At 58.7% G+C, this 24,736-nt stretch carries 20 protein-coding genes; 12 read left to right on the forward strand and 8 right to left on the reverse strand.

The window, feature by feature from the left end; translation table 11 throughout:
- Nucleotides 1-103 precede the first annotated feature (103 nt).
- From BMY54_RS19205 to BMY54_RS19225, 5 genes are all read right to left on the reverse strand, one after another.
- Nucleotides 104-2,914, reverse strand: coding sequence for an FAD-binding and (Fe-S)-binding domain-containing protein (locus tag BMY54_RS19205; RefSeq protein ID WP_093435711.1), 2,811 nt, complete (start codon nt 2,912-2,914; stop codon nt 104-106).
- The gene (locus BMY54_RS19210; protein ID WP_093435715.1) at nt 2,911-3,582 is read right to left on the reverse strand and encodes a LutC/YkgG family protein; all 672 of its coding nucleotides are present in this window, start codon (nt 3,580-3,582) and stop codon (nt 2,911-2,913) included. The genes BMY54_RS19205 and BMY54_RS19210 overlap by 4 nt, the downstream gene beginning before the upstream one ends.
- Nucleotides 3,582-5,036 (reverse strand): LutB/LldF family L-lactate oxidation iron-sulfur protein, encoded by a 1,455-nt coding sequence (locus tag BMY54_RS19215; RefSeq protein ID WP_093435718.1) that lies wholly within the window; start codon nt 5,034-5,036, stop codon nt 3,582-3,584. Before BMY54_RS19215 ends, BMY54_RS19210 begins: the two co-directional genes overlap by 1 nt.
- Nucleotides 5,033-5,857: a (Fe-S)-binding protein gene (locus tag BMY54_RS19220; protein ID WP_093435721.1), complete on the reverse strand. Its 825-nt coding sequence runs from the start codon at nt 5,855-5,857 to the stop codon at nt 5,033-5,035. The genes BMY54_RS19215 and BMY54_RS19220 overlap by 4 nt, the downstream gene beginning before the upstream one ends.
- Before the next feature lie 150 nt (nt 5,858-6,007).
- Nucleotides 6,008-7,702 carry a lactate permease LctP family transporter gene (locus BMY54_RS19225; protein ID WP_093435726.1) on the reverse strand — a complete coding sequence of 565 codons (1,695 nt, stop codon included), beginning with the start codon at nt 7,700-7,702 and terminating at the stop codon, nt 6,008-6,010.
- 262 nt (nt 7,703-7,964) lie between these two features.
- Between BMY54_RS19225 and BMY54_RS19230 the strand changes: the two genes are divergently transcribed.
- Nucleotides 7,965-8,732: an FCD domain-containing protein gene (locus tag BMY54_RS19230; RefSeq protein WP_007915207.1), complete on the forward strand. Its 768-nt coding sequence runs from the start codon at nt 7,965-7,967 to the stop codon at nt 8,730-8,732.
- 118 nt (nt 8,733-8,850) lie between these two features.
- On the opposite strand, the gene smpB is transcribed toward BMY54_RS19230, so the two are convergent.
- On the reverse strand, nt 8,851-9,333 hold the full coding sequence (gene smpB, locus BMY54_RS19235) for an SsrA-binding protein SmpB (protein ID WP_007915208.1): 483 nt from the start codon (nt 9,331-9,333) through the stop codon (nt 8,851-8,853).
- Nucleotides 9,334-9,452: 119 nt separating this feature from the next.
- Here smpB and BMY54_RS19240 point away from each other — a divergent pair, with 119 nt between their 5' ends.
- The 3 genes from BMY54_RS19240 to BMY54_RS19250 are packed head-to-tail and all read left to right on the forward strand — an operon-like array spanning nt 9,453 to nt 11,605.
- Nucleotides 9,453-10,856 carry a sodium-dependent transporter gene (locus BMY54_RS19240; protein WP_093435729.1) on the forward strand — a complete coding sequence of 468 codons (1,404 nt, stop codon included), beginning with the start codon at nt 9,453-9,455 and terminating at the stop codon, nt 10,854-10,856.
- Nucleotides 10,857-10,863: 7 nt separating this feature from the next.
- Nucleotides 10,864-11,298, forward strand: a complete 435-nt coding sequence (locus BMY54_RS19245) for a type II toxin-antitoxin system RatA family toxin (RefSeq protein ID WP_093435734.1) — start codon at nt 10,864-10,866, stop codon at nt 11,296-11,298.
- Nucleotides 11,291-11,605 carry an RnfH family protein gene (locus BMY54_RS19250; RefSeq protein ID WP_093435738.1) on the forward strand — a complete coding sequence of 105 codons (315 nt, stop codon included), beginning with the start codon at nt 11,291-11,293 and terminating at the stop codon, nt 11,603-11,605. The genes BMY54_RS19245 and BMY54_RS19250 overlap by 8 nt, the downstream gene beginning before the upstream one ends.
- Nucleotides 11,606-11,665: 60 nt before the next feature.
- On the opposite strand, the gene BMY54_RS19255 is transcribed toward BMY54_RS19250, so the two are convergent.
- On the reverse strand, nt 11,666-12,193 hold the full coding sequence (locus tag BMY54_RS19255; RefSeq protein WP_093435741.1) for an outer membrane protein assembly factor BamE: 528 nt from the start codon (nt 12,191-12,193) through the stop codon (nt 11,666-11,668).
- A gap of 97 nt (nt 12,194-12,290) precedes the next feature.
- Between BMY54_RS19255 and fur the strand changes: the two genes are divergently transcribed.
- Complete coding sequence (fur, locus tag BMY54_RS19260) at nt 12,291-12,695, forward strand: ferric iron uptake transcriptional regulator (protein WP_003221515.1); 405 nt, start codon at nt 12,291-12,293, stop codon at nt 12,693-12,695.
- 75 nt (nt 12,696-12,770) lie between these two features.
- Here the strand turns inward: fur and recN are convergent, their stop codons facing one another.
- A complete protein-coding gene (gene recN, locus BMY54_RS19265; RefSeq protein WP_007915217.1) occupies nt 12,771-14,444 on the reverse strand; it encodes a DNA repair protein RecN in 1,674 nt (557 codons plus the stop codon).
- A gap of 240 nt (nt 14,445-14,684) precedes the next feature.
- On the opposite strand from recN, the gene grpE reads away from it, so the two are divergent.
- The 7 genes from grpE to greA all read left to right on the forward strand — a co-directional run bounded on the left by grpE (nt 14,685) and on the right by greA (nt 24,722).
- The gene (gene grpE, locus BMY54_RS19270) at nt 14,685-15,251 is read left to right on the forward strand and encodes a nucleotide exchange factor GrpE (protein WP_007915219.1); all 567 of its coding nucleotides are present in this window, start codon (nt 14,685-14,687) and stop codon (nt 15,249-15,251) included.
- 102 nt (nt 15,252-15,353) lie between these two features.
- Nucleotides 15,354-17,270 carry a molecular chaperone DnaK gene (gene dnaK, locus BMY54_RS19275; RefSeq protein ID WP_007915221.1) on the forward strand — a complete coding sequence of 639 codons (1,917 nt, stop codon included), beginning with the start codon at nt 15,354-15,356 and terminating at the stop codon, nt 17,268-17,270.
- Nucleotides 17,271-17,567: 297 nt separating this feature from the next.
- Nucleotides 17,568-18,692 (forward strand): molecular chaperone DnaJ, encoded by a 1,125-nt coding sequence (gene dnaJ, locus BMY54_RS19280; RefSeq protein WP_016986506.1) that lies wholly within the window; start codon nt 17,568-17,570, stop codon nt 18,690-18,692.
- 9 nt (nt 18,693-18,701) lie between these two features.
- A complete protein-coding gene (dapB, locus tag BMY54_RS19285) occupies nt 18,702-19,508 on the forward strand; it encodes a 4-hydroxy-tetrahydrodipicolinate reductase (protein ID WP_093435744.1) in 807 nt (268 codons plus the stop codon).
- A 257-nt stretch (nt 19,509-19,765) separates the two neighbouring features.
- On the forward strand, nt 19,766-20,902 hold the full coding sequence (gene carA, locus BMY54_RS19290; RefSeq protein WP_007915228.1) for a glutamine-hydrolyzing carbamoyl-phosphate synthase small subunit: 1,137 nt from the start codon (nt 19,766-19,768) through the stop codon (nt 20,900-20,902).
- A gap of 125 nt (nt 20,903-21,027) precedes the next feature.
- Nucleotides 21,028-24,249: a carbamoyl-phosphate synthase large subunit gene (gene carB / locus BMY54_RS19295; RefSeq protein ID WP_007915231.1), complete on the forward strand. Its 3,222-nt coding sequence runs from the start codon at nt 21,028-21,030 to the stop codon at nt 24,247-24,249.
- Nucleotides 24,246-24,722 carry a transcription elongation factor GreA gene (greA, locus tag BMY54_RS19300; RefSeq protein WP_003221530.1) on the forward strand — a complete coding sequence of 159 codons (477 nt, stop codon included), beginning with the start codon at nt 24,246-24,248 and terminating at the stop codon, nt 24,720-24,722. Before carB ends, greA begins: the two co-directional genes overlap by 4 nt.
- Nucleotides 24,723-24,736 lie beyond the last annotated feature (14 nt).

A 24,736-nucleotide genomic window follows, 5' to 3' on the forward strand; every position in this document is an offset into this window, starting at 1 on the left:
AGACTTCGCTGGCCGTCAGGACGGGCAACCGTATGGAAGAAAAACCCCGATCAGTCGGGGTTATTCTGTGGACTACAGTCGAACTCAAGGGTTCTATTTTTCTTCAGCAGGCCTTCGCCCGGGTCACGCGATCCACCAGATAGACCAGTCCGTGGTAGTCAATTCCGCCATGTTGCGTCAGACCGATCTCACAAGTCCGACTGGTGGAAATTCCCTCGCTGCAATGCTGTACGGCATCCTTGAGCGTGCGCAGCGAGTGGCTGTTCAGCTCCGGAGTGGTGAAGCCCTTGTCGCCGGCAAATCCGCAGCAGTGAATGCCTTCCGGGATCACCACGTTGTTGCTGCACTTGCGCGCCAGATCGATCAACGCCTGGCTTTCGCCCAGATGCTGAGTGCTGCACGTTACGTGCACAGCAATCGGTGCTTCTTGTGGAGTGAAGTCCAATCGATCAAGCAGATGCGTACGGATGAAGCGCACCGGGTCGTACAGATCCAGGCGGGTTTCTCCTACGTCCTGAACCAGGCGCAACGTGCACGGACTGGTGTCGCAATAGATCGGATCGAGTCCGCCGCGACTGGCGTGCAACAGGGCGCTGATCAGCTCTTGGCGTTTGTGTTCGGCCTGCTCGGCGTAGCCTTTTGAGGCGAAGGGCTGGCCGCAGCAGAGGTTGTCCTGATTGTCCGGGAAGACCACTTGGTAGCCGGCCTTCTCCAGCAAGCCACGGGTTTTGTCGTAGAGCGACATTTGCTCTTTGTCACCCGCCGCCGGGCCCATCACTCGCGACACACACGCGGCTAGATAGACCACACGCGGGCGCTCGTCCGACACGCTGGGGCTGAAGCGAATGGCCTTCTCCGGTTGCGGCATCGCATTCGTCCACAACGGCACCTGGCCTTTGGACAGGCGCGTAATGGTTGCCGAAAGTTTCGCCAGACGCGGTGCACCGAGCATCATTCGTGCGCCGTTGGCCACATGCAGGGTGAAGCGCGCGCCTTGCAGGGTCTTGGCGAAATTTCCTTCGATCCAGTCAGCGGTTTTCTGATGCGTCGCGTGTCGGGCTCGGAGTTTTTTCACCAACTCACCGGTATTGATGCCTACAGGGCAACGTTGCGCGCACAGACCGGTGGCGGCGCAGGTGTCGATGCCTTGGTACTCGTAGGCTTTTTCCAGTTCGGTGGTGTCGACACCTGCACGTTTTTTCGCCTGAATATCGCGCCAGATCACAATGCGCTGGCGCGGGCTCAGGGTCAGTCCTTTCGACGGGCAGACCGGTTCGCAGAAGCCGCACTCGATGCACTTATCGACAATCTCGTCGGCCGCCGGCAGCGGCTTCAGATGTTTGAGGTGGATCTGCGGATCTTCGCTGAGCACCACGTCGGGATTGAGAATGCCGTTCGGGTCGAGCAGACGTTTGAGCTGCCACATCAGTTGATAGGCGTCGCTGCCCCATTCCAGTTCCACGAATGGCGCCATGTTGCGCCCGGTGCCGTGTTCAGCCTTTAACGAGCCGCCGAACTCCACCGCCACCAGTTGCGCGACGTCGTCCATGAACGCTTGATAGCGTGCGACTTCTTCCGGGTTGTTGAAGCCTTGGGTGAAGACGAAGTGCAGATTGCCTTCCAGTGCGTGTCCGAAAAGGATCGCTTCATCGTAGGCATGTTTGTCGAACAGCTCGATCAGGCGATTGACGCCGATCGCCAGTTGTTCGACCGGGAAGGTCACGTCTTCGATGATCACCGTGGTGCCGGTTTTGCGCACTGCGCCGACGGCGGGGAAGGTGTCCTTGCGGATCGCCCAGAGCTTGGCGTTCTCGGCAGGGTCTTCGGTAAAGTCGACCTGCTTCTCCACCGGGAAACCGCTGAGCGACGCCATGATCTGCGCCAGTTGTTCCTGTAGCAAAGTGGAAGATGCGGCGCGGGATTCGATCAGCAGCGCGCAGGCATTGTTCGACAGCTGTTGTACGAAAGCGGGCATGCCCGGTTTGTCTTGCACCGAGCGCAGGCTGCGCCGATCCAGCAGTTCTACGGCGGACACCGGTTGGCTTTTCAGTACGGTGACCGCGTTGCAGCAGGTTTCCACATCCGGAAACACGATCAGCGCCGAGGCCTTGTTCGGGTGGTCGATCACCGTGTCGTAAGTCACCGCGCTGATAAAACCGAGGGTGCCTTCGGAGCCGACCAGCAAGTGGCTCAAGATATCCACAGGCTCATCGAAATCCACCAAGGCGTTGAGCGAAAGGCCGGTGGTATTTTTCAGACGGTATTTGTGGCGGATTCGTGCAGCCAGTTCGGCGTTGGCGCGGGTCTCGCGGCCCAATGTCGCCAAGCGTTCGAGCAGATCGCCGTGGCTTACGCTGAATGCCGCGACACTGGCAGCGTCTTCAGTATCCAGACGTGTGCCATCGGCCAGCACCAGGCGAATCCCGGCCAGCGTGTGGTAGGTGTTTTGCGCGGTGCCGCAGCACATGCCGCTGGCATTGTTAGCGACGATGCCGCCAATCTTGCAGGCGTTGATCGACGCCGGATCGGGGCCGATCTTGCGCCCGAACGGTGCCAGCCATGCGTTGGCCTGTGCGCCAATCACTCCCGGTTGCAGGCGAATCTGCATGCCTTGGCCGCGAATCTCGCGGGCGTTCCAGTTATCCCCAAGCACGATCAAAACGGAATCGCTGATCGCCTGACCGGAGAGGCTGGTGCCCGCCGCACGGAAGGTCACTGGAACATGGTCGCGCTGAGCCAGTTTTAGCAGCGCCACCACTTCATCTTCGGACTCGACGCGGATTACCAGCTTCGGGATCAGTCGATAAAAACTGGCATCCGTACCAAAGGCCAGAGTCGATAACGGGTCATCAAAACGGCGCTCGGCTGGAATCAGTTGTTGCGCATCACGCAGGAAATTCACCGGAAGCGTCATTGGTCCTCCAGGATCAGCACCACGAGGTCTTTCGGGCCGTGGGCGCCGTAAGCCAGCACTTGCTCGATGTCCGCTGTTTTCGACGGGCCGGACACCAGCAACGCATTGGTCGGCATGCCCTGGGCCCACACGAATTCCTCTTGCACCTGATAGAAGTTGTCACGGATTTCGCTGGCCTTGAGCAGGGCGAAATGTACCGGCGGTACCAGGCTCATCAACCGCGGTTCTTCGCGGGTTGGCCAGAGGATCAAGCTGCCGGTGGCGGCGATTGCACCGAGGGTGCCGGTGAGGCTGGCCGGGGTGTCGTTGAACAGTTCGGCTTTCCACTCTTCCATCGGCCGGTCGTAGGATTTCAGTGTTGGCAGATCAGGATTGTTCGCCCAATGCTGTGTGATTTTCTGCCCGTACGCTGTCGTCGGTGCGATCAACAGACTCGGCAACTGGCGGTCGCGCAACAATTGTGCGAGCAATGCCGGCCATTCTTCGCCCGAGGTCAGGTGGATTTCGGTGTGCACCGCTTCCATCAATTTGCGCAGTTGCGGGATGCGTTGTTCGGCGCTGTAGGTGTAAGGCAGCGTCACCAGATCGACATCGAAGTTGTCGGCAATCGGCGTGGCGCCAGTCAGACTTTTCCGCAGCTTGGCGAGGATATTGTGCTTGGCGCTCATCAGCGGTCTCCCTGTTTGGCCAGATGCTCGCGGGCCATGTCGTGCAGTGAGCGGGCAGCGGGTTTCGGCGCGCTGTGATTTTGTGTCCATGGGCCGACATTGCTCGGGGTCAGGGCACGCAGGCGCGTGGCGAAGAAGCCGAACAATCGATACAAGGTCGGAGAGCTGTTGAGCTTGGCCCAGGCGTTCCAGATGAAACGTTCCTTGCGCGAATACTTGCTGCCCTGGCCGCGCATCACTTGATTCGGGCTGTCCGGGGCTTTGACGTTCTCTTCGCGCAGGCGCCGCAGGATTGCCGGGATCGGAATTTTTACTGGGCACACTTCACCGCAGGCACCGCACAGCGACGAAGCGCTCGGGTGATCGGGGACTTTGGCCAGACCGACCATGTGCGGGGTGATGATTTTGCCGATCGGTCCCGGGTACACCTCGCCATAGGTGTGGCCACCGACGCGGGTGTAGACCGGGCAATGGTTCATGCAGGCGCCGCAGCGGATGCAGTTCAAGGTCTGACGCAATTCACTGTCGGCGAAGGCCTGACTGCGACCGTTGTCGAGCAACACCAGATGCACTTCCTGCGGTCCGTCGAGCTCGTGTTCCTTGCGCGGGCCGGAGATCATGTTGACGTAAGTGGTGATCGGAATGCCCAGCGCCGAACGCGTCAGCAGTGACAGCAACGGCACCACGTCACGCAGGTTTTCCACGACTTTTTCGATGCCGGTGACGGCGATGTGCACCGGTGGCACGGTGGTGGTCATGCGCCCGTTGCCTTCGTTTTCCACCAGCAACAGGGTGCCGGTTTCGGCGACGGCGAAGTTGACACCGGAGACGCCGATGTCCGCTTCAAAGAATTTCTGCCGCAGGACTCTGCGACCGATCTGAATGAGTTGGTCAACGTCCTTGGTGTATTCCACGCCAAGTTTGTCGTGGAACAAGGACGCGACCTGACCGGCATTCTTGTGGATCGCCGGCATAATGATGTGTGAAGGCTTCTCGTGGTCGAGCTGGACGATGTATTCCCCCATATCGGACTCCAGACATTCAATGTCCCGAGCCTCGAGGAAATGGTTCATCTCCATCTCTTCGCTGACCATCGATTTGCCCTTGATCACTTGCCGCGCCTCGTGAGCGCGGATGATCGATAAGACGATGCCATTGGCCTCGTCCACCGTTTCCGCCCAGTGCACTGTCACACCGTTGCGGGTCAGGTTCTGTTCCAGTTGCTCGAGCAGGTCGGGCAGCTTGGACAGCGCGCGGGCCTTGATCGAATTGCCCAGTGCGCGCAAATGTTCTCTTTCGTGGGCATCACTGAAAGCGGCTGCCCGCTTGACCATCAGTGAGTCCATGGCAGTGCGGAAATTGTTCCGTAGCTGCTGATCGCCCAAGGCATTGTGTGCCCGGGTGCGGAAATCTTCTTCTACGGCGACCGTAGGAATAATCGCGGAAGTGCTCATTGCGCACCTCCGGTTCGTTGCCACAAGAAGCTCGCGAGATGTTGCCCGCGCAGCGCTTCTTTTTGTTTCTCCAATGCGCCGTTGATGTTCATCAAACAGCCACAGTCGGCGCTCAACACCTTGTGCGCGCCTGAATCCTTCAACGCTTGGGTCTTGTCAGCCACCATCGCGCCGGAAATGTCTGGCATACGGACGCTGAATGTCCCACCGAAGCCACAGCATTCGCTTTCGTGGTCATGGTTGACCCGTTCCACGTTGCTCAACTGCGCCAACAACTCGCGGCCGTGCAGGTGGGTGTTCATTTCACGGCGTGCCGAACACGAAGTGTGCAGCGCGACTTTGACCGGCTCACCGCCGTCCTTGAACTGCACCTTGCAGACAAACAGCAGAAACTCGGCCAGTTCATAGGTGCGGGCCGCAAGTGCCTGAACCTGTTTCAACGTCTCCGGCTCGTCCTTGAACAAGTCGGCGTAATGCTCACGCAGCATGCCGGCGCAGGAACCCGACGGCACCACCACCGGATAATCCCCGGCAAACAGCGCCAGTTGCGAGCGCGCTACCATCCGCGCCTGCTCGGTGTAACCCGAGGTGTAGGCCGGTTGGCCGCAGCAACTCTGCCCTTGCGGATACTCGACCCGGATCCCTTCGCGCTCCAGCAAGTGGATCGCGTCCATCCCGGCTTCGGGGTAGAACAGGTCGACCACACACGTGCCGAACAGGTAGACCCGCGACGGTTTCTCGCTGGGGTATTGCCGAGGTTCGGGCAGTGGCGGTGCCACGCGGGTCGCGTTTGGCACAGCGTTGTAAAAAAGCTCGCTCATCAGGCGTGTCTCCGGGTGGGCCCGGTTATCCGTCTGTGGCGGCTGCTGAATATAAAGAGCGTTGCTTTCAGCAGCCTTACAGACCGGGTTGTGAATTGCTGACGCCGAAATCACGGATCGGCGTCGGTTATTTCTGTTTCGCGTGTAGGTTTAGTGCACCAGCATGCCGGTGAACCAGTAGGCCTGAGCCAGGGTGATCAAACCGACAATCGTTGCAAAGAATAGGCTGTGCTTGAGGGTGAAGCGGAACAGATCCGACTCCTTGCCCACCAGACCGGTCGCGGCGCAGGCCACGGCGATCGATTGTGGCGAGATCATCTTGCCGGTCACGCCGCCACTGGTGTTCGCCGCCACCAACAAGGTGTCGTTGACGCCGATCTGGTGAGCGGTGGTCGCTTGCAGCGAGCTGAACAGGGCGTTGGATGAAGTATCCGAACCGGTGAGGAACACGCCCAGCCAGCCAAGGAACGGTGAGAAGAACGGGAACGCCGCGCCGGTCGCTGCCAATACCAGCGCCATGGTCGAAGACATGCCGGAGTAGTTGGTGACGAAGGCGAACGCCAGCACCATGCCGATCGACAGGATTGGCCAGCGCAGTTCGTAGAAGGTCTCTTTCAAAGTGGTCAGACCAGTTTTGAAATTGATCTTCAAGACCAGCATCGAGATCAGCGCGGAGAAGAAAATCGCCGTGCCGGTCGCGGAAATCGGATCGAGTTTGAACACCGCTGGAATGGCAGTCGGGACGGCTACGATCGGTGCGGTTTTGATCACTAATTGATCAAGGTGTGGGATCGCGAAGTTGAACACCCAGCTGTACATCGAACCGCCAGCGGCGAACATCGCCTTGAAAGGCTTCAGCGTCCAGATCGTTACCAGCACGGTGAGGATCAGGAACGGTGACCAGGCTTTGAAAATTTCCCCGAGGCTGTAAGGCGACGCCACGGTGGTGCGCTTCTGGCCGAAACCGCCGACGCTGGCGGTGATCGCTGCGCTCGACGTGGCGCCGGCGATTTGCGCGCCTGCGGTGCGTTTTGGCTGCCAGATTTTCAGGAACAGGGTCAGCGATATCAGGCTGGCCAGCGCCGAGGTGATGTCCGGCAATTCTGGCCCAATGAAGTTCGAGGTGAAGTATTGGGTGATGGCGAAGCTCAGGCCCGCAACCAACGCCGCTGGCCAGGTTTCACGTACGCCGCGCAGGCCGTCCATCATGAACACCAGCCAGAACGGCACGAACAGCGACAGCAGCGGCAGTTGGCGACCGGTCATGGCGCCGATCTTGAACGCGTCGATACCGGTGACTTGGCCGGCGACGATGATCGGGATCCCCAGTGCACCGAACGCTACCGGTGCGGTGTTGGCGATCAGGCACAGGCCAGCGGCGTACAGGGGGTTGAAGCCCAGTCCGACCAGCAACGCGGCAGTAATCGCCACGGGTGCGCCGAAACCGGCGGCACCTTCCAGGAACGCTCCGAAGCAGAAACCGATCAGCAGCACTTGCAGGCGCTGGTCGTCAGTAATCGATAACACCGAGCTGCGAATGACCTCGAACTGACCACTTTTGACCGTCAGTTTGTAGAGGAACACCGCCGCGACAATGATCCAGGCAATCGGCCACAGGCCGTAGGCGAAGCCATATCCGGCAGCGGCGAAGGCCATGTCGACCGGCATCTGGAACGCGAAGATCGCCACGGCAATCGACAGGGCGAGGGTGATGCTCCCGGCTACATGGCCTTTGAGGCGGAACACCGCCAATGCGAGGAAAAAGAACACGATGGGGATGACGGCCGCGAGTGCGGACACGCCGAGACTGCCGAGCGGGCTGTAGAGCTGTTGCCAGGTTTGCATATGGGGTGGCCCCTAATTGTTGTTGGTCAGGCACTGTCAGCGTTCTTGGATAATTGGTAATACCAATTTACAATCGCTGTTGGCTAGGGTAAAAGCCTTGGTGTCGGTGTGTCAATTTGTCGCCCTGAAACTTTTGTCGAACAAGCGGTGCAGATCGCATCTGATCTGGTTTGCGCAAGTGGTGTCTGGTAGGTGTCGGCAAGGCGCCGATAGGCCAGAATAGAGAGCCCGGCGAGCGGTCGGGATCGTGGAGAAATGAGTTATGGGGTTTGATCAGATACGTCAGCGCCGTTTGTCTGACGATATTGTCGAGCGACTTGAGGGGATGATCCTTGAGGGCACGCTGAAGTCCGGTGAGCGGTTGCCGGCGGAGCGCACGCTGGCAGAACAATTTGGCGTATCACGGCCGTCGCTGCGTGAAGCGATCCAGAAACTGGCGGCCAAAGGTCTGCTGGTCAGTCGTCAGGGTGGCGGCAACTATGTCGTGGAAAGCCTCGGCTCGACGTTCAGTGATCCGCTGCTGCAGTTGCTCGAAAGCAATCCTGAAGCACAGCGCGATCTACTGGAGTTTCGGCATACTTTGGAGGCATCGTGCGCCTATTACGCCGCATTGCGCGCCACCGATGTCGATCGTGAGCGGCTGACCGCCGCGTTTGAAGAGCTGCAGGACTGCTATTCGCGTCACGATGAGGTCAGTCGGGCGGAGGAGGGCGCGGCGGATGCGAAATTTCATCTGGCGATTGCTGAAGCCAGTCATAACGCGGTGCTGCTGCACACCATTCGTGGCTTGTTTGATCTGCTCAAGCGTAACGTCGTTACCAACATCGGCGGCATGTATAAGCAGCGCACGGAAACCCGCGACATGCTGATTACCCAGCATCGGGAATTGTATCTGGCGATTATTGAAGGTCGCGCGGAGCAGGCACGTGAGGTTTCCAGCCGACATATTTTGTATGTGCAGGAAGTGCTGGAAGAGGTGCGGCAAGAGGTTCAGCGCATGGCCCGGGCGGAGCGGCGCAAGGGGATGTGATCAGTTGTTTTTGTGTTGATGCTGCAATAGCTTTCGCGAGCAAGCTCGCTCCCACATTGAAATGCATTCCAAGGTGGGAGCGAGCTTGCTCGCGAATACGCTTTAAAGACAGAGGAAATTAATCTTCCTTGCCCTTGTTGCGCACCGCACGCTGCAGTTCACGACCAGCGTCGCGCTCGCGCTCGGTATCACGCTTGTCGTATTCCTTCTTGCCCTTGCCCAGAGCAATTTCGCACTTGACCATGTGCTTGCTCCAGTACCAGGACAGGCAGACGCAGGCGTAACCCTTTTGCTGCACAGCGGCGGCGAGCTTTTCCAGCTCGCGGCGGTTGAGCAGCAATTTGCGTGTGCGCACCGGGTCAGCGATGACGTGGGTGCTTGCGGTCATCAGAGGCGTGATGTGGCTGCCGAGCAACCATGCTTCGCCATCCTTGAGCAGGACATAGCTGTCGACCAGCTGTAGCTTGCTTGCCCGCAGACTTTTTACTTCCCAGCCGGCCAGGACCAGACCAGCCTCGAACTTGTGCTCGATGAAGTAATCGTGTCGCGCCTTTTTGTTCTGCGCGATGGTCCCTGTTGGGTGTTTCTTCTGTTTAGCCATAGGGGCGGCATTATATGGAGATAAACCGCCGTCGGCTACGGTGTTGCTGCGTGCTTGAGCAGGTTGAGTGAATCCCGGACAATGCGGCCTCTTTTTCTAACGCTTGGGCGTGATAAACGATGTCGACAGACAAGGTTTCTGTCCACGGCAGTTGGGCTAGCCGCTGGGTATTCATACTCGCCGCGACCGGTTCGGCCGTGGGACTGGGTAGTATCTGGAAGTTCCCCTACATGGTCGGGGTCTACGGCGGCGGCGCCTTTGTGCTGATGTTTCTGGCGTGCATCGCGCTGATCGGCATCCCGGTCATGCTCGCTGAAACCCTGATCGGCCGGCGCGCCCGCCAGAGTCCGGCGAACGCCTTGAAGGTGCTGGCGCTGGAAGCCGGACATTCGGGCAAGTGGTCGTGGGGCGCATTTGCCGGGATGATCACGGCATTGTTGATCCTGTCTTTCTATAGTGTGGTCGGCGGCTGGTCGCTGGACTACATTGTCGATATGGGCCGCGGCGACTTCCAGGGCGCCACAGCCGATCAGGTCGGCGCCTATTTCGGCAATGTCATCTCCAATCCATGGCGTCTGACACTTTGGCATACGATTTTCATGCTGCTGTCGGCCTTCGTCATCGCCAAGGGCGTGGTCGCCGGGCTTGAGCGCAGCCTGCGCATCATGATGCCGCTGCTGTTCGTGATGATTCTGGTGTTGCTGGGTTACAGCATGACCACCGGGCATTTCATGGAGGGCGTGCATTTCATGTTCGACTTCCACCCGGAAAAAGTCCTCGACGGCTTGTTGCCGGCAATGGGGCACGCGTTCTTCTCGCTGAGCGTCGGTGTCGGTTCGATCATGATCTACGGTGCTTATATGCCGAAGAGTTCATCGTTGTCGGGCACCGTTGTCGGCGTGGCACTGCTCGATACCTTTGTTTCGCTGATCGCCGGTCTGGCCTTGTTCCCGATTGTATTTGCCGGCGGCCTGAACCCTAGCGAAGGGCCGGGGCTGATGTTCGTCAGTCTGCCATTTGCCTTTGGTAATGTGGCGTTCGGGCAACTGATGGGCGTGGTGTTCTTTGTGCTGGTGGCGATTGCCGCCTGGAGCTCGGCGATCTCCCTTCTGGAACCGATGGTTGCCTACTTGGTTGAGCGCACCAAAGTCAGCCGCGCGTGGGTGACTTTCTGGCTTGCCTTCACTTGCTGGTTCGTCGGTCTGGGCACGGTGTTCTCCTTCAATATCTGGAAGGAAGCCAAATTTTTCGTGAACGAAGGCGGGATGTTCCATCTCTACCAATGGGGTGCGCAGAGCGGTCTGGACTTCTTTGGTGTGATCGATTTCTTCACCTCACGGATCATGCTGCCGCTCGGTGGCCTGTGTTTCGTGCTGTTTGCCGGATGGGTGATGGGGCGTGAAGCGGTACGCGACGAGTTGTCGATCCGCAATCCGCTATTGTTCGCCCTGTCTTTGTTCTTGATGCGCTACGTGGCGCCCATCGGCATTCTTGTAGTGTTTGCCGCTCAGCTCTGGAAGTAACGCTCACATGACGACACATATTCAACGATCGGCGTTGCTGCCGTACCCGGCGCAATTTCTCTACGACCTGGTCAACGACGTGGCGCGCTACCCGGAATTTCTGCCGTGGTGCTCCTCGGCGGAAGTGCTGGAAAGCTCGTCGGAGCATATGCGCGCCAGTGTTGGCGTGGCCAAGGGCGGCCTCAGTCAGCATTTCGTGACGCGTAATACGCTGGTGCCGGGGCAGTCGATTGAAATGAACCTGGAAGAAGGCCCGTTCAATCAGTTGCACGGTGTGTGGGTGTTCAAGGTGTTGAACGAGAAGGCCTGCAAGATCAGTCTGGATCTGTCGTTCGATTACGCCGGACCGCTGGTGCGCGCGACGCTGGGGCCGCTGTTCAATCAGGCGGCCAATACGCTGGTGGACGCGTTCTGTCAGCGCGCCAAGCAGATGCATGGTTGAGCCGGTGATCGAGGTAGAGGTGGTATACGCGGCGGTGGATCGTCAGGTATTGCGCTCGTTCAGCGTCAATGAAGGTGCGACGGTGCGGGCTGCGGTGCTTGCGTCGGGTATCGCTAGCGAGTTTCCCGAGTTGAATCTGGCGGAGTGCCCGCTGGGCATCTTTGGCAAAGTGGTTGCTGACCCGGACTCGCGGGTTATTCATGCAGGGGAGCGCATCGAGATTTACCGCCCATTGCTTGCCGATCCGAAAGAGGTTCGGCGCTTGCGAGCGGCCAAGGCTGCCGAGGCCAAAGCGCGAAACGCGTAAAAAGCCAAATCGCAGGCAATAAAAAACCCGGAATTTCCGGGTTTTTTATTGCGTCGCAAATTATTGCGGCGAGGTGTCCAGCGGCTCTGGTGTTGGAACCGGAACGGTTTCCACACCATCGACGTCCTTCTGGATCTGATCCAGCAAGGAACCTGGCTTGACCGGTTTTTCCGGTTTTGGCTTCTCGGCGTTTTCAGCAGGAGCGGTCACGGTCGTGCCATTGTCCTTGCCGAGAATGGCTTCGTCACGGCTTACGCCCGGCATAAAGTCACCGGACAGGCTGACAAGCTGGTCGTTTGAGTTGAAAATAACGCTGATGCGTTCCTGTTGGCGTTCACCGCCACCCGGTTGCAGGCTGTACAGATAATCCCAGCGATCGGCATGGAACGTGTCGACAAGCAGAGGGTTACCCATGATAAACCGTACTTGCGGCCGGGTCATTCCCGGGCGTAACTGGTCTATCATGTCCTGCGTGACGACATTGCCCTGCTGGATGTCGATTTTGTAAACCCCGGGGAATGAACAACCGGCGAGTGCGAGCAGTCCCACAAAGGTGAAACTGGTTAGCAAGAGCTTGGTGTTTTGCATCGGTGGGCGACTTCCACTATCTTGGCTGGGACAACGTAAACGCCGATCATACCCGCATTAAGAGAAGCTGCGAAGCAGCATCGCGAGAAAGCTGACCATGGTTGAAAATAGCGAACTACGCAAAGCCGGCCTCAAAGTGACCCTGCCACGGGTCAAGATCCTGCAAATGCTCGACTCTACAGAGCAGCGTCACATGAGTGCCGAGGACGTCTACAAGGCGTTGATGGAGGCTGGTGAGGACGTCGGTCTGGCCACGGTTTACCGTGTTCTGACCCAGTTCGAAGCGGCTGGCCTCGTGGTCCGTCACAACTTCGACGGCGGCCATGCGGTATTCGAATTGGCCGACGGTGGCCACCACGACCATATGGTCAACGTGGAAACCGGTGAAGTCGTCGAATTCGTCAGCCCGGAAATCGAAAAGCTCCAGAAGGCAATTGCCGAGGAGCACGGTGTTGATCTGGTAGATCACAATCTGGTGCTGTACGTGCGCAAGAAAAAGTAAGCATGTCGCGCGAATTTCACATTCGCGAAACGAACGAAGGCGACCCAAGGGTCGCCTTTGTGCTTTCTGTCATTGCTAAACCTTGGCAGTGACCACCATTTTTTTCGCGTGGGCCAGGGATTCCTTGGTCAGATCGATGCCGCCGAGCATCCGTGCCACTTCTTCTATACGGTCATTCTTGCTCAGTTTGGAAACGGCAGTGTGCGTTGCCTCTTCACCGCGCACCTTGTGCACGAACAGATGCTGATGGCCTTGCGCGGCCACTTGCGGCAAGTGCGTGACAGTCAGTACCTGGCCGCGATCGCCGAGACGGCGCAACAGTTGGCCGACAATTTCTGCGGTCGGGCCACCGATGCCGACGTCCACTTCGTCGAATACCAGCGTCGGAACACGGGATGTCTGTGCGGTGATGACCTGAATCGCCAGGCTGATCCGTGACAGCTCACCGCCGGAAGCGACTTTCGCCAGCGCCTTCAGCGGCTGGCCCGGGTTGGCGCTGACCAGCAATTCGACCTGTTCCAGCCCGTTGGGCAATAACTCGTCGCTGCTGTTGGCCTTCAATTCGATGGTGAAGCGACCCCCCGGCATGCCCAGTCGCTGAATTTCCTGCTCAACCGCGCTGGCGAGACTGCCGGCGGCCTGATGACGCAAATCGCTCAGTTCTCGGGCTTTCTCCTGATAGTGGCGGGCGTAGGAGGCCAATTCTTCACCCAGGCGCTCAATGGATTCGTCATTGGCGTTGAGGGTTTCGATCTCATCCAGCAGTTTCTGCTGCATTTCGCCGACTTCGGTGGGTTGAATCCGGTGTTTGCGCGCCAGGGTATAAATAGCGTCGAGACGTTCTTCCAGATATTGCAGGCGCGCCGGATCGGCATCGAAGTTATCGAGGAAGCGATTCAGTTCGCCAACGGCTTCTTCGACCTGAATCTGTGCGCTGGTGAGCAAACTGCTCGCTTCGCCCAGTGCGCCAACGGAATTGTTCACGCTCGACAGGCGATTAAGGCTGGCGGTCAGTGCATTCAATACATTGCCGGAATCGCTTTCGCTGCATTGTTCGACCACTTGCCGACAAATGCCCAGCAAGGTTTCGGCGTTGGTCAGGTTTTTGTGTTCCTGCTCAAGTTGCTCCAGCTCGTTATCACCGAGGCCGAGGTTTTCCAGCTCTTCAAGTTGATAGCTCAGCAATTGATGGCGGGCGCGTTGTTCGTCGCCGGAATTGGAGAGGCGCTCCAGCTCCTGGCGAGTCTGGCGCCAGCGCTGGGCGGCGAGCTGAACCTGGCGGGCCAGGTCGGTAGCGCCGGCGTACTCGTCCAGCAGGCGGCGGTGAGTATCGGTTTTCAGCAGGGACTGGTGTTCATGCTGGCTATGGATATCGATCAACAACTCGCCCAATGACTTGAGGTCGCCGAGCGGGCAGGGGGTGCCGTTGATGTAGCCGCGTGAACGACCTTCGGAGGTGATCACCCGGCGCAGAATGCACGGGCCGTCGGTCTCCAGGTCACGCTCGGCCAGCCATGCGCTGGCTTCAGGGATGTCCGCCAGATCGAAGGTCGCGAGGATGTCGGCCTTGTCGGCGCCGGGGCGCACCACGCCGCTGTCGGCACGATCGCCGAGGGTCAGGCCCAGCGCGTCGAGCATGATCGACTTGCCGGCGCCGGTTTCACCCGTGATCACGCTCATCCCGCGATCAAGTTCGAGATCGAGATGTTCAACGATGGCGTAGTTATGTACGGACAGGTGCACCAGCATAAAGGCCGCTCCCAAGCTAAAGGTCTGGTTATTTATACAGTGTTTTGTTTCGCGCTGACAATGCCCTCCCTTAGGTCGATTTGCTTGAACCGAAAATCTGCTTAGCGCATTGAGGAATGAAGATTCGACACTTTTTTGTAGGGTTAATGTTTGAAGGCCCTTGAAGCCTGATTTTGCGGCCCCATATATCGGGGCAGAAGCGCGAGTCAGGCTCGCGGACGAAATTGAAAGGAGAATTCTATGGCTGACGAACAGACAGTAGATACGCAAAACCCAGAAGCCAATCAGGCGCCCGAAGGTTCGGGTGATGACCTGGCGACCCGTGTACAAGTGCTCGAAGAGCAATTGGCCGCCGCGCAGGATCAATCTCTGCGTGTTGCTGCCGATCTGCAGAACGTCCGTCGCCGTGCCGAGCAGGATGTCGAGAAGGCGCACAAGTTTGCCCTGGAAAAATTCGCTGGCGACCTGTTGCCGATCGTCGACAGCCTGGAGCGCGGCCTTGAGCTGTCGAACCCGGACGACGAAAGCATTCGTCCGATGCGCGAAGGCATCGAGCTGACGCTGAAGATGTTCCACGACACCCTCAAGCGTTATCAGCTGGAAGCGATCGATCCGCACGGCGAACCGTTCAACGCCGTTCAGCATCAGGCGATGGCCATGCAAGAAAGCGCCGACGTAGAACCGAACAGCGTTCTGAAGGTGTTCCAGAAGGGCTACCAGCTCAACGGTCGCCTGCTGCGTCCGGCCATGGTTGTGGTCAGCAAGGCGCCTGCGCCAATTTCGCCTTCGATTGACGAGAAGGCTTGAAATTAGCCGCAAGGCCCCCATTTAGAAGTCAAGCGTTTAAGTATTACCGCAGTCAGCCACCACTGCTGCGGCAAAAAAATCCAAAGTTTCGGGAGAGTTAACATGGGCAAAATTATCGGTATCGACCTGGGGACCACCAACTCCTGCGTCTCCGTGCTGGAAAACGGCAAAGCAAAAGTTATTGAAAACGCTGAAGGCGCGCGTACCACGCCGTCGATCATCGCTTACGCCAACGATGGCGAAATTCTGGTAGGTCAGTCGGCCAAGCGTCAGGCTGTGACCAACCCGCACAACACTCTGTACGCGGTGAAGCGTCTGATCGGTCGTCGTTTCGACGAAGAAGTTGTGCAGAAAGACATCCAGATGGTCCCTTACAAGATCGTCAAGGCTGACAACAACGACGCCTGGGTTGAAGTGAACGGCCAGAAAATGGCACCGCCACAAATCTCGGCTGAAATTCTGAAGAAGATGAAGAAGACCGCCGAAGACTACCTCGGCGAGACCGTGACCGAAGCGGTGATCACCGTTCCGGCCTACTTCAACGACAGCCAGCGTCAGGCGACTAAAGACGCCGGCCGCATCGCTGGTCTGGACGTAAAACGCATCATCAACGAACCGACCGCAGCTGCTCTGGCTTACGGTATGGACAAGGCCAAGGGCGATCACACCGTGATCGTTTATGACCTGGGTGGCGGTACTTTCGACGTTTCCGTGATCGAGATCGCTGAAGTTGATGGCGAGCACCAGTTCGAAGTTCTGGCCACCAACGGTGACACGTTCCTCGGCGGTGAAGACTTTGACATTCGTCTGATCGACTACCTCGTTGACGAATTCAAGAAAGAAAGCGGCATGAACCTCAAAGGTGACCCGCTGGCCATGCAGCGCCTGAAAGAAGCCGCTGAGAAAGCCAAGATCGAACTGTCGTCCGCTCAGTCGACCGACGTCAACCTGCCGTACATCACTGCAGACGCGACCGGTCCTAAGCACCTGAACGTGAAGATCTCGCGTGCCAAGCTCGAAGCACTGGTTGAAGACCTGGTTCAGCGCACCATCGAACCTTGCCGCATCGCCATGAAAGACGCCGGTCTGGACGTTGGCGCGATCAACGACGTGATTCTGGTCGGTGGTCAGACCCGTATGCCGCTGGTACAGAAGCTGGTTACCGATTTCTTCGGTAAAGAAGCTCGTAAAGACGTTAACCCGGACGAAGCTGTTGCCATGGGTGCTGCGATTCAGGGCGCTGTTCTGGCTGGTGACGTGAAAGACGTTCTGCTGCTCGACGTCAGCCCGCTGACCCTGGGTATCGAAACCATGGGTGGCGTGATGACCGCGCTGATCGAGAAAAACACCACGATTCCTACCAAGAAATCGCAAGTGTTCTCGACTGCTGACGACAACCAGGGCGCTGTGACCATTCACGTTCTGCAGGGCGAGCGTAAGCAAGCCACTCAGAACAAGTCCCTGGGCAAGTTCGACCTGGCCGACATTCCACCTGCTCCACGTGGCGTGCCGCAGATCGAAGTGACCTTCGACATCGACGCTAACGGCATCCTGCACGTTGGTGCGAAAGACAAGGCCACCGGCAAGACCCAGTCGATCGTGATCAAGGCCAACTCCGGTCTGTCCGACGAAGAAATCGAGCGCATGGTGCGTGATGCCGAAGCCAACGCTGAGGAAGACCGCAAGTTCGAAGAACTGGCCGCTGCCCGTAACCAGGGTGACGCACTGGTTCACTCGACGCGCAAAATGATTGCTGATGCGGGCGACAAAGTCACCGCCGAAGAGAAGACTGCGATCGAAGCTGCTGTGGTTGCTCTGGAAGCCGCTGTCAAAGGCGACGACAAGGCTGCCATCGAAGCCAAGGTTGAAGAGCTGTCGAAAGTCTCCGCTCCGGTTGCTCAGAAGATGTACGCCGAACAGGCTCAGCCAGCTGATGGCGCAGCCCCGCAAGGCGAATCGGCTGAGAAGGCTGACGACGTTGTCGATGCAGAGTTCGAAGAAGTCAAAGACCACAAGTAAGTTGTTGGTCGGCCGGTTGACTGCCTTTAGGCAGTGACTGGTAGGATGTCGCCGCGCGGGAGCTAGCTCCCGCGTTGGCGTATCTGGAATACGCGAATTTTTACAGCATGCGACAAGGTTCGGATGTTGGCGGTATGGCCGGGAATGCTCCTGCTTTTCGCGCCGCAAGTACCGCAAGAAACAAAGACCAGGATCGTTGAATTGACGTGAGTTGGGTCCGGGCCTGTATTGGGGCTCAACGAGTTTGGCCATCCTCAGGAGGGGTTTGCCGAACGTCCTCAAGAGTGCAGAAGACTTATGGCAAAGCGTGACTATTACGAAGTGTTGGGTGTTGAGCGTGGCTCAAGCGATGCGGACCTGAAGAAGGCTTACCGTCGTCTGGCGATGAAGCACCACCCGGACCGTAATCCCGATGACAAAGCATCGGAAGAAATGTTCAAAGAGGCCAACGAGGCCTATGAAGTGCTGTCCGACTCGAGCAAGCGTGCGGCGTACGATCAGTACGGCCATGCCGGCGTCGACCCGAGCATGGGTGGCGGTGGTGCCGGTTTCGGTGGTCAGAACTTCTCGGACATCTTCGGTGATGTCTTCAGTGATTTCTTCGGTGGCGGTCGCGGCGGTTCCCGTGGCGGCGCTCAGCGTGGCAGCGACTTGCGCTACACCCTGGAGCTGAATCTGGAAGAAGCGGTGCGCGGCACGTCGGTGAATATCCGCGTTCCGACGCTGGTCAACTGCAAGCCGTGCGACGGTTCGGGTGCCAAGAAAGGCTCCTCTCCATCGACGTGCCCGACTTGCGGCGGCATCGGCCAGGTGCGCATGCAGCAGGGCTTCTTCTCGGTGCAGCAAACCTGCCCGCGTTGCCATGGTCAGGGCAAGATCATTTCCGATCCGTGCGATTCCTGCCACGGTGACGGTCGCGTTGAAGAGTACAAAACCCTATCGGTCAAAGTGCCGGCCGGCGTCGATACCGGTGACCGCATTCGTCTGTCCGGCGAAGGCGAAGCGGGTACGCAGGGCGGCCCGACGGGCGACCTGTATGTGGTTATCAATGTCCGCGAGCACGACATCTTCCAGCGCGATGGCAAGCATCTGTTCTGCGAAGTGCCGATCAGCTTCGTCGACGCAGCACTGGGCGGCGAACTGGAAATCCCGACCCTCGACGGTCGCGTCAAACTGAAAATCCCTGAAGGCACTCAGACCGGCAAGCAGTTCCGTGTACGCGGCAAAGGCGTGGCGCCGGTGCGTGGCGGCGGTGCAGGCGATCTGATGTGCCGCGTTGCGGTCGAAACGCCGGTCAATCTGAACCGTCGTCAGCGCGAACTGCTGGAAGAATTCCGCAGCTCGCTGGCCGACGACAATAGCCACTCGCCGAAAACCACCGGTTGGTTCGACGGCGTGAAGCGCTTCTTCGGCGATCTGTAAGGAGTCGGCATGCGACGTATAGCTGTGATGGGCGCTGCTGGGCGCATGGGTAAGATTCTGGTCGAGGCCGTGCAGCAGCGCGCGCCGCTGACCGGTTTGACCGCCGCCGTGGTTCGTCCTGGCAGCACGCTGATCGGCGTCGATGCGGGGGAGCTGGCCTCGCTGGGGCGTATCGGTGTGCCGCTGTCCGGGCATATCGAAGCCGTGGCTGAAGAGTTCGATGTGTTGATCGACTTCACGCTGCCGGAAGTGATGCTGAAAAACCTCGTGTTCTGCCGCAAGGCCGGCAAGGCCATGGTCATTGGCACCACCGGGCTGGATGCGGCGCAGAAGCAGTTGCTGGCCGACGCGGGCAAAGATATTCCGATCGTGTTCGCGGCCAACTTCAGTGTCGGTGTCAATCTGTCGCTGAAGCTGCTCGACATGGCGGCGCGCGTGCTGGGTGATGATGCGGATATCGAAATCATCGAAGCCCATCACCGGCACAAGATCGATGCGCCGTCGGGTACGGCGTTGCGCATGGGTGAAGTGATTGCCAGTGCGCTTGATCGTGATTTACAGAAAGTCGCGGTGTACGGTCGTGAGGGTCATACCGGCGCTCGTGAGCGTGAAACCATCGGTTTTGCCACTGTGCGTGGTGGTGATGTGGTCGGTGATCACACCGTGTTGTTCGCCTGCGAAGGTGAGCGCCTGGAGATCACGCACAAGGCGTCTAGCCGTATGACGTTCGCCAAGGGCGCGGTGCGTGCGGCGCTGTGGCTGGATGGTCGCGAGCCGGGTCTGTACGACATGCAAGACGTGCTCGACCTGCGTTGATACACTGCTGAACCCGGCGCAAACGCCCTGTTTGCGCTGGTTTTTCTCCGCTCGGCGACGACCTGTCGCATTCTCCGGCCTTTTTGGCTCTTTAGCGGTGGACCAAAAAAGGCTTTTTCTGTAAGCTACAGCTTTAGTGTGTCCACTAAAAGCGCGCAGAATAATTCAGTGAAGAAGCGGGGTGACGTGTCCATACGTCACTCCGCTTTTTTACAACCTGCGATCGCCCTTTCATGCGTTATTTACGGGAGGTCTTCTTGACTAAGCCAGCCATACTTGCCCTTGCTGATGGCAGCATTTTTCGCGGCGAAGCCATTGGTGCCGACGGTCAAACCGTTGGTGAGGTGGTGTTCAACACCGCAATGACCGGCTATCAGGAAATCCTTACCGATCCTTCCTACGCCCAACAGATCGTTACCCTGACTTACCCGCACATCGGCAACACCGGCACCACGCCGGAAGATGCCGAGTCCGACCGCGTCTGGTCCGCTGGCCTGGTTATTCGCGACCTGCCGCTGGTAGCGAGCAACTGGCGTAACACGATGTCCCTGTCCGATTACCTGAAAGCCAACAACGTTGTGGCAATCGCCGGTATCGACACCCGTCGCCTGACCCGCATCCTGCGTGAAAAAGGCGCACAGAACGGCTGCATCATGGCCGGCGACAACATCTCCGAAGAGGCGGCCATCGCCGCTGCGCAAGGTTTCCCGGGCCTGAAGGGCATGGATCTGGCGAAAGTCGTCAGCACCAAGACCCAATACGAATGGCGCTCGACTGTCTGGGATCTGAAAACCGACAGCCACGCGACCATCGACGCTTCCGAGCTGCCTTACCACGTGGTTGCCTACGACTACGGCGTCAAGGTCAACATCCTGCGCATGCTGGTTGAGCGCGGCTGCCGCGTCACCGTCGTACCTGCGCAGACGCCTGCCGCTGATGTGCTGGCACTGAAGCCGGACGGCGTGTTCCTGTCCAACGGCCCTGGTGATCCAGAGCCATGCGACTACGCGATCAAGGCGATCAAGGAAGTGCTGGAAACCGAAATTCCGGTATTCGGCATCTGCCTCGGTCACCAACTGCTGGCTCTGGCCTCCGGCGCCAAGACCCTGAAAATGGGCCACGGCCACCACGGTGCCAACCACCCGGTGCAGGATCTGGACACTGGCGTCGTGATGATCACCAGCCAGAACCACGGTTTTGCGGTAGACGAAGAAACCCTGCCAGCCAACGTGCGCGCGATCCACAAATCGCTGTTCGACGGCACCCTGCAAGGCATCGAGCGCACCGACAAGAGCGCGTTCAGCTTCCAGGGCCACCCTGAAGCGAGCCCGGGCCCGAACGATGTCGCGCCACTGTTCGACCGCTTCATCAACGAGATGGCCAAGCGACGCTAAGCGTTCGCCTTGAGACTGTAGAGAGAAGCCCTCGAGGGCGGCCCCGACACCGGCGGCCCCCTCGGGACTTCAGAAATCGATCAAGACGGCTTGCCGACTGACCTGCGGATTTGAGTGACAAACCCATGCCAAAACGTACAGACATTAAAAGCATCCTGATTCTCGGCGCTGGCCCGATCGTTATCGGCCAGGCCTGCGAATTCGACTACTCCGGCGCCCAGGCCTGTAAAGCCCTGCGCGAAGAGGGTTACCGCGTCATCCTGGTGAACTCCAACCCGGCCACCATCATGACCGACCCGGACATGGCCGACGCGACCTACATCGAGCCGATCAAGTGGCAGACCGTTGCCAAGATCATCGAAAAAGAACGCCCGGACGCCGTGCTGCCGACCATGGGCGGCCAGACTGCTCTGAACTGCGCCCTGGATCTGGAGCGCGAAGGCGTTCTGGAGAAGTTCGGCGTGGAAATGATCGGCGCCAACGCTGACACCATCGACAAGGCTGAAGACCGTTCGCGTTTCGACAAGGCGATGAAGTCCATCGGCCTGGCGTGCCCGCGTTCCGGTATCGCCCACAGCATGGAAGAAGCCAACGCGGTTCTCGAAACCCTGGGCTTCCCGTGCATCATCCGTCCGTCCTTCACCATGGGCGGCACCGGTGGCGGTATCGCGTACAACCGTGAAGAGTTCGAAGAAATCTGCGCCCGTGGTCTGGACCTGTCGCCGACCAAAGAGCTGCTGATCGACGAATCGCTGATCGGCTGGAAAGAATATGAAATGGAAGTTGTCCGCGACAAAAAGGACAACTGCATCATCGTCTGCTCGATCGAAAACTTCGACCCGATGGGCGTGCACACCGGTGACTCGATCACCGTAGCTCCTGCGCAAACCCTGACCGACAAGGAATACCAGATCCTGCGTAACGCCTCGCTGGCGGTACTGCGTGAGATCGGCGTCGAGACTGGCGGTTCCAACGTTCAATTCGGTATCTGCCCGAACACCGGCCGTATGGTCGTGATCGAAATGAACCCGCGTGTATCGCGTTCCTCGGCACTGGCTTCGAAAGCCACCGGTTTCCCGATCGCCAAAGTCGCGGCCAAGCTGGCTGTGGGTTACACCCTCGACGAACTGTCGAACGACATCACCGGCGGCAAGACCCCGGCGTCCTTCGAGCCGTCGATCGACTACGTCGTCACCAAGCTGCCACGCTTCGCCTTCGAGAAGTTCGCCAAGGCTGACGCACGCCTGACCACGCAAATGAAGTCGGTCGGTGAAGTCATGGCCATCGGCCGTACCTTCCAGGAATCCCTGCAGAAAGCCCTGCGCGGTCTGGAAGTCGGCGTTTGCGGTCTGGACGAGAAGCTCGACCTGAGCAACCCGGAAAGCATGAGCGTGCTCAAGCGCGAACTGACCGTGCCGGGCGCCGAGCGTATCTGGTACGTGGCAGATGCTTTCCGCGCTGGCCTGTCGGTCGAAGACATCTTCGGCATGAACATGATTGACCCGTGGTTCCTGGTGCAGATCGAAGATCTGATCAAGGAAGAAGAGAAGGTCAAGACCCTCGGTCTGTCCGCTATCGACCGCGACCTGATGTTCAAGCTCAAGCGCAAAGGCTTCTCCGATCAGCGTCTGGCCAAACTGTTGGGCGTGACCGAGAAGAACCTGCGCACTCATCGCCAGAAGCTGGAAGTGTTCCCGGTCTACAAGCGCGTTGACACCTGCGCCGCCGAGTTCGCCACTGACACCGCTTACCTCTACTCCACCTACGAGGAAGAGTGTGAAGCTGCGCCGTCGGGTCGCGACAAGATCATGATTCTGGGCGGTGGTCCGAACCGTATCGGCCAGGGCATCGAGTTCGACTACTGCTGCGTTCACGCTGCTCTCGCCCTGCGCGAAGACGGCTACGAAACCATCATGGTCAACTGCAACCCGGAAACCGTTTCCACCGACTACGACACTTCCGACCGTCTGTACTTCGAACCGGTAACTCTGGAAGACGTGCTGGAAATCTGCCGCGTCGAGAAGCCGAAAGGCGTGATCGTCCAGTACGGCGGCCAGACTCCGCTGAAACTGGCTCGTGCCCTGGAAGCCGCTGGCGTGCCGATCATCGGCACCAGTCCTGACGCCATCGACCGCGCCGAAGACCGTGAGCGTTTCCAGCAAATGGTTGAGCGCCTGAATCTGCGTCAGCCGCCAAACGCCACCGTGCGCAGCGAAGACGAAGCTGTTCGTGCTGCCGCGAAGATCGGTTATCCGCTGGTGGTGCGCCCGTCCTATGTACTGGGCGGCCGTGCGATGGAAATCGTTTACAAGGAAGACGAGCTCAAGCGTTACCTGCGTGACGCGGTGCAAGTGTCCAACGACAGCCCTGTGCTGCTCGACCACTTCCTCAACTGCGCCATCGAAATGGACGTGGATGCGGTCTGTGACGGCAAAGATGTGGTGATCGGCGCGATCATGCAGCACATCGAACAGGCTGGCGTTCACTCCGGTGACTCCGCGTGCTCGCTGCCGCCGTACTCGCTGCCGGCGCACATCCAGGACGAGATGCGCGAACAGGTTAAGAAAATGGCTCTGGAACTGGGCGTTGTCGGCCTGATGAACGTGCAGTTGGCGCTGCAAGGCGAAGACATCTACGTCATCGAAGTCAACCCGCGCGCTTCCCGTACCGTACCGTTCGTGTCGAAGTGCATCGGTGTCTCCCTGGCGATGATCGCTGCCCGCGTGATGGCCGGTAAGACCCTGAAAGAAATCGGCTTCACCAAAGAAATCATCCCGAACTTCTATAGCGTGAAAGAGGCGGTGTTCCCGTTCGCCAAGTTCCCTGGCGTTGACCCGATTCTCGGCCCAGAGATGAAGTCGACCGGTGAAGTGATGGGCGTCGGCGACACCTTCGGTGAAGCATTCGCCAAAGCCCAGATGGGCGCCAGCGAAGTGCTGCCGACTGGCGGTACAGCATTCATCAGCGTGCGTGACGACGACAAGCCACTGGTTGCAGGCGTGGCCCGCGATCTGATCAACTTGGGCTTCGAAGTGGTAGCCACTGCCGGCACTGCCAAGCTGATCGAAGCCGCAGGTCTGAAAGTGCGCCGTGTGAACAAGGTGACCGAGGGTCGTCCGCACGTGGTCGACATGATCAAGAATGACGAAGTCACCCTGATCATCAACACCACTGAAGGTCGTCAGTCGATCGCTGATTCGTACTCCATTCGTCGTAATGCCTTGCAGCACAAGATTTACTGCACAACCACTATTGCTGCTGGCGAAGCTATCTGTGAAGCGCTGAAGTTCGGTCCTGAAAAAACCGTGCGCCGCTTGCAGGATCTACACGCAGGATTGAAGGCATGATCAAATACCCAATGACCGTCCAGGGCGCCAAAGCCCTGGAAGAAGAACACGCTCACCTGACCAAGGTCGTCCGTCCGAAGCTCAGCCAGGACATTGGTACGGCTCGCGAGTTGGGTGACTTGAAGGAAAACGCTGAATACCATGCTGCCCGCGAACAGCAAGGCATGGTCGAGGCGCGGATTCGTGATATCGAAGGCCGGATTCAGAATCAGGTCATTATCGATGTCACGACCATTCCGCACACTGGCAAAGTGATTTTCGGTACCACCGTCGAAATCGCCAACGTCGAGACTGACGAAAGCGTCACTTACCACATCGTGGGTGAGGATGAGGCTGACTTCAAACTTGGCAAGATTTCGGTCGGCTCGCCTTTGGCCCGTGCCTTGATTGGCAAGGAAGAGGGCGATGTGGTCGCCGTGAAAACGCCAAGCGGCGTGATCGAGTACGAGATTGTCGAAGTCCGTCACATATGAAAAAGGGCGCCCGC

Source organism: Pseudomonas sp. ok266 (genome assembly GCF_900110195.1).
In the GTDB taxonomy this organism is placed as follows: Bacteria; Pseudomonadota; Gammaproteobacteria; order Pseudomonadales; family Pseudomonadaceae; genus Aquipseudomonas; species Aquipseudomonas neuropathica.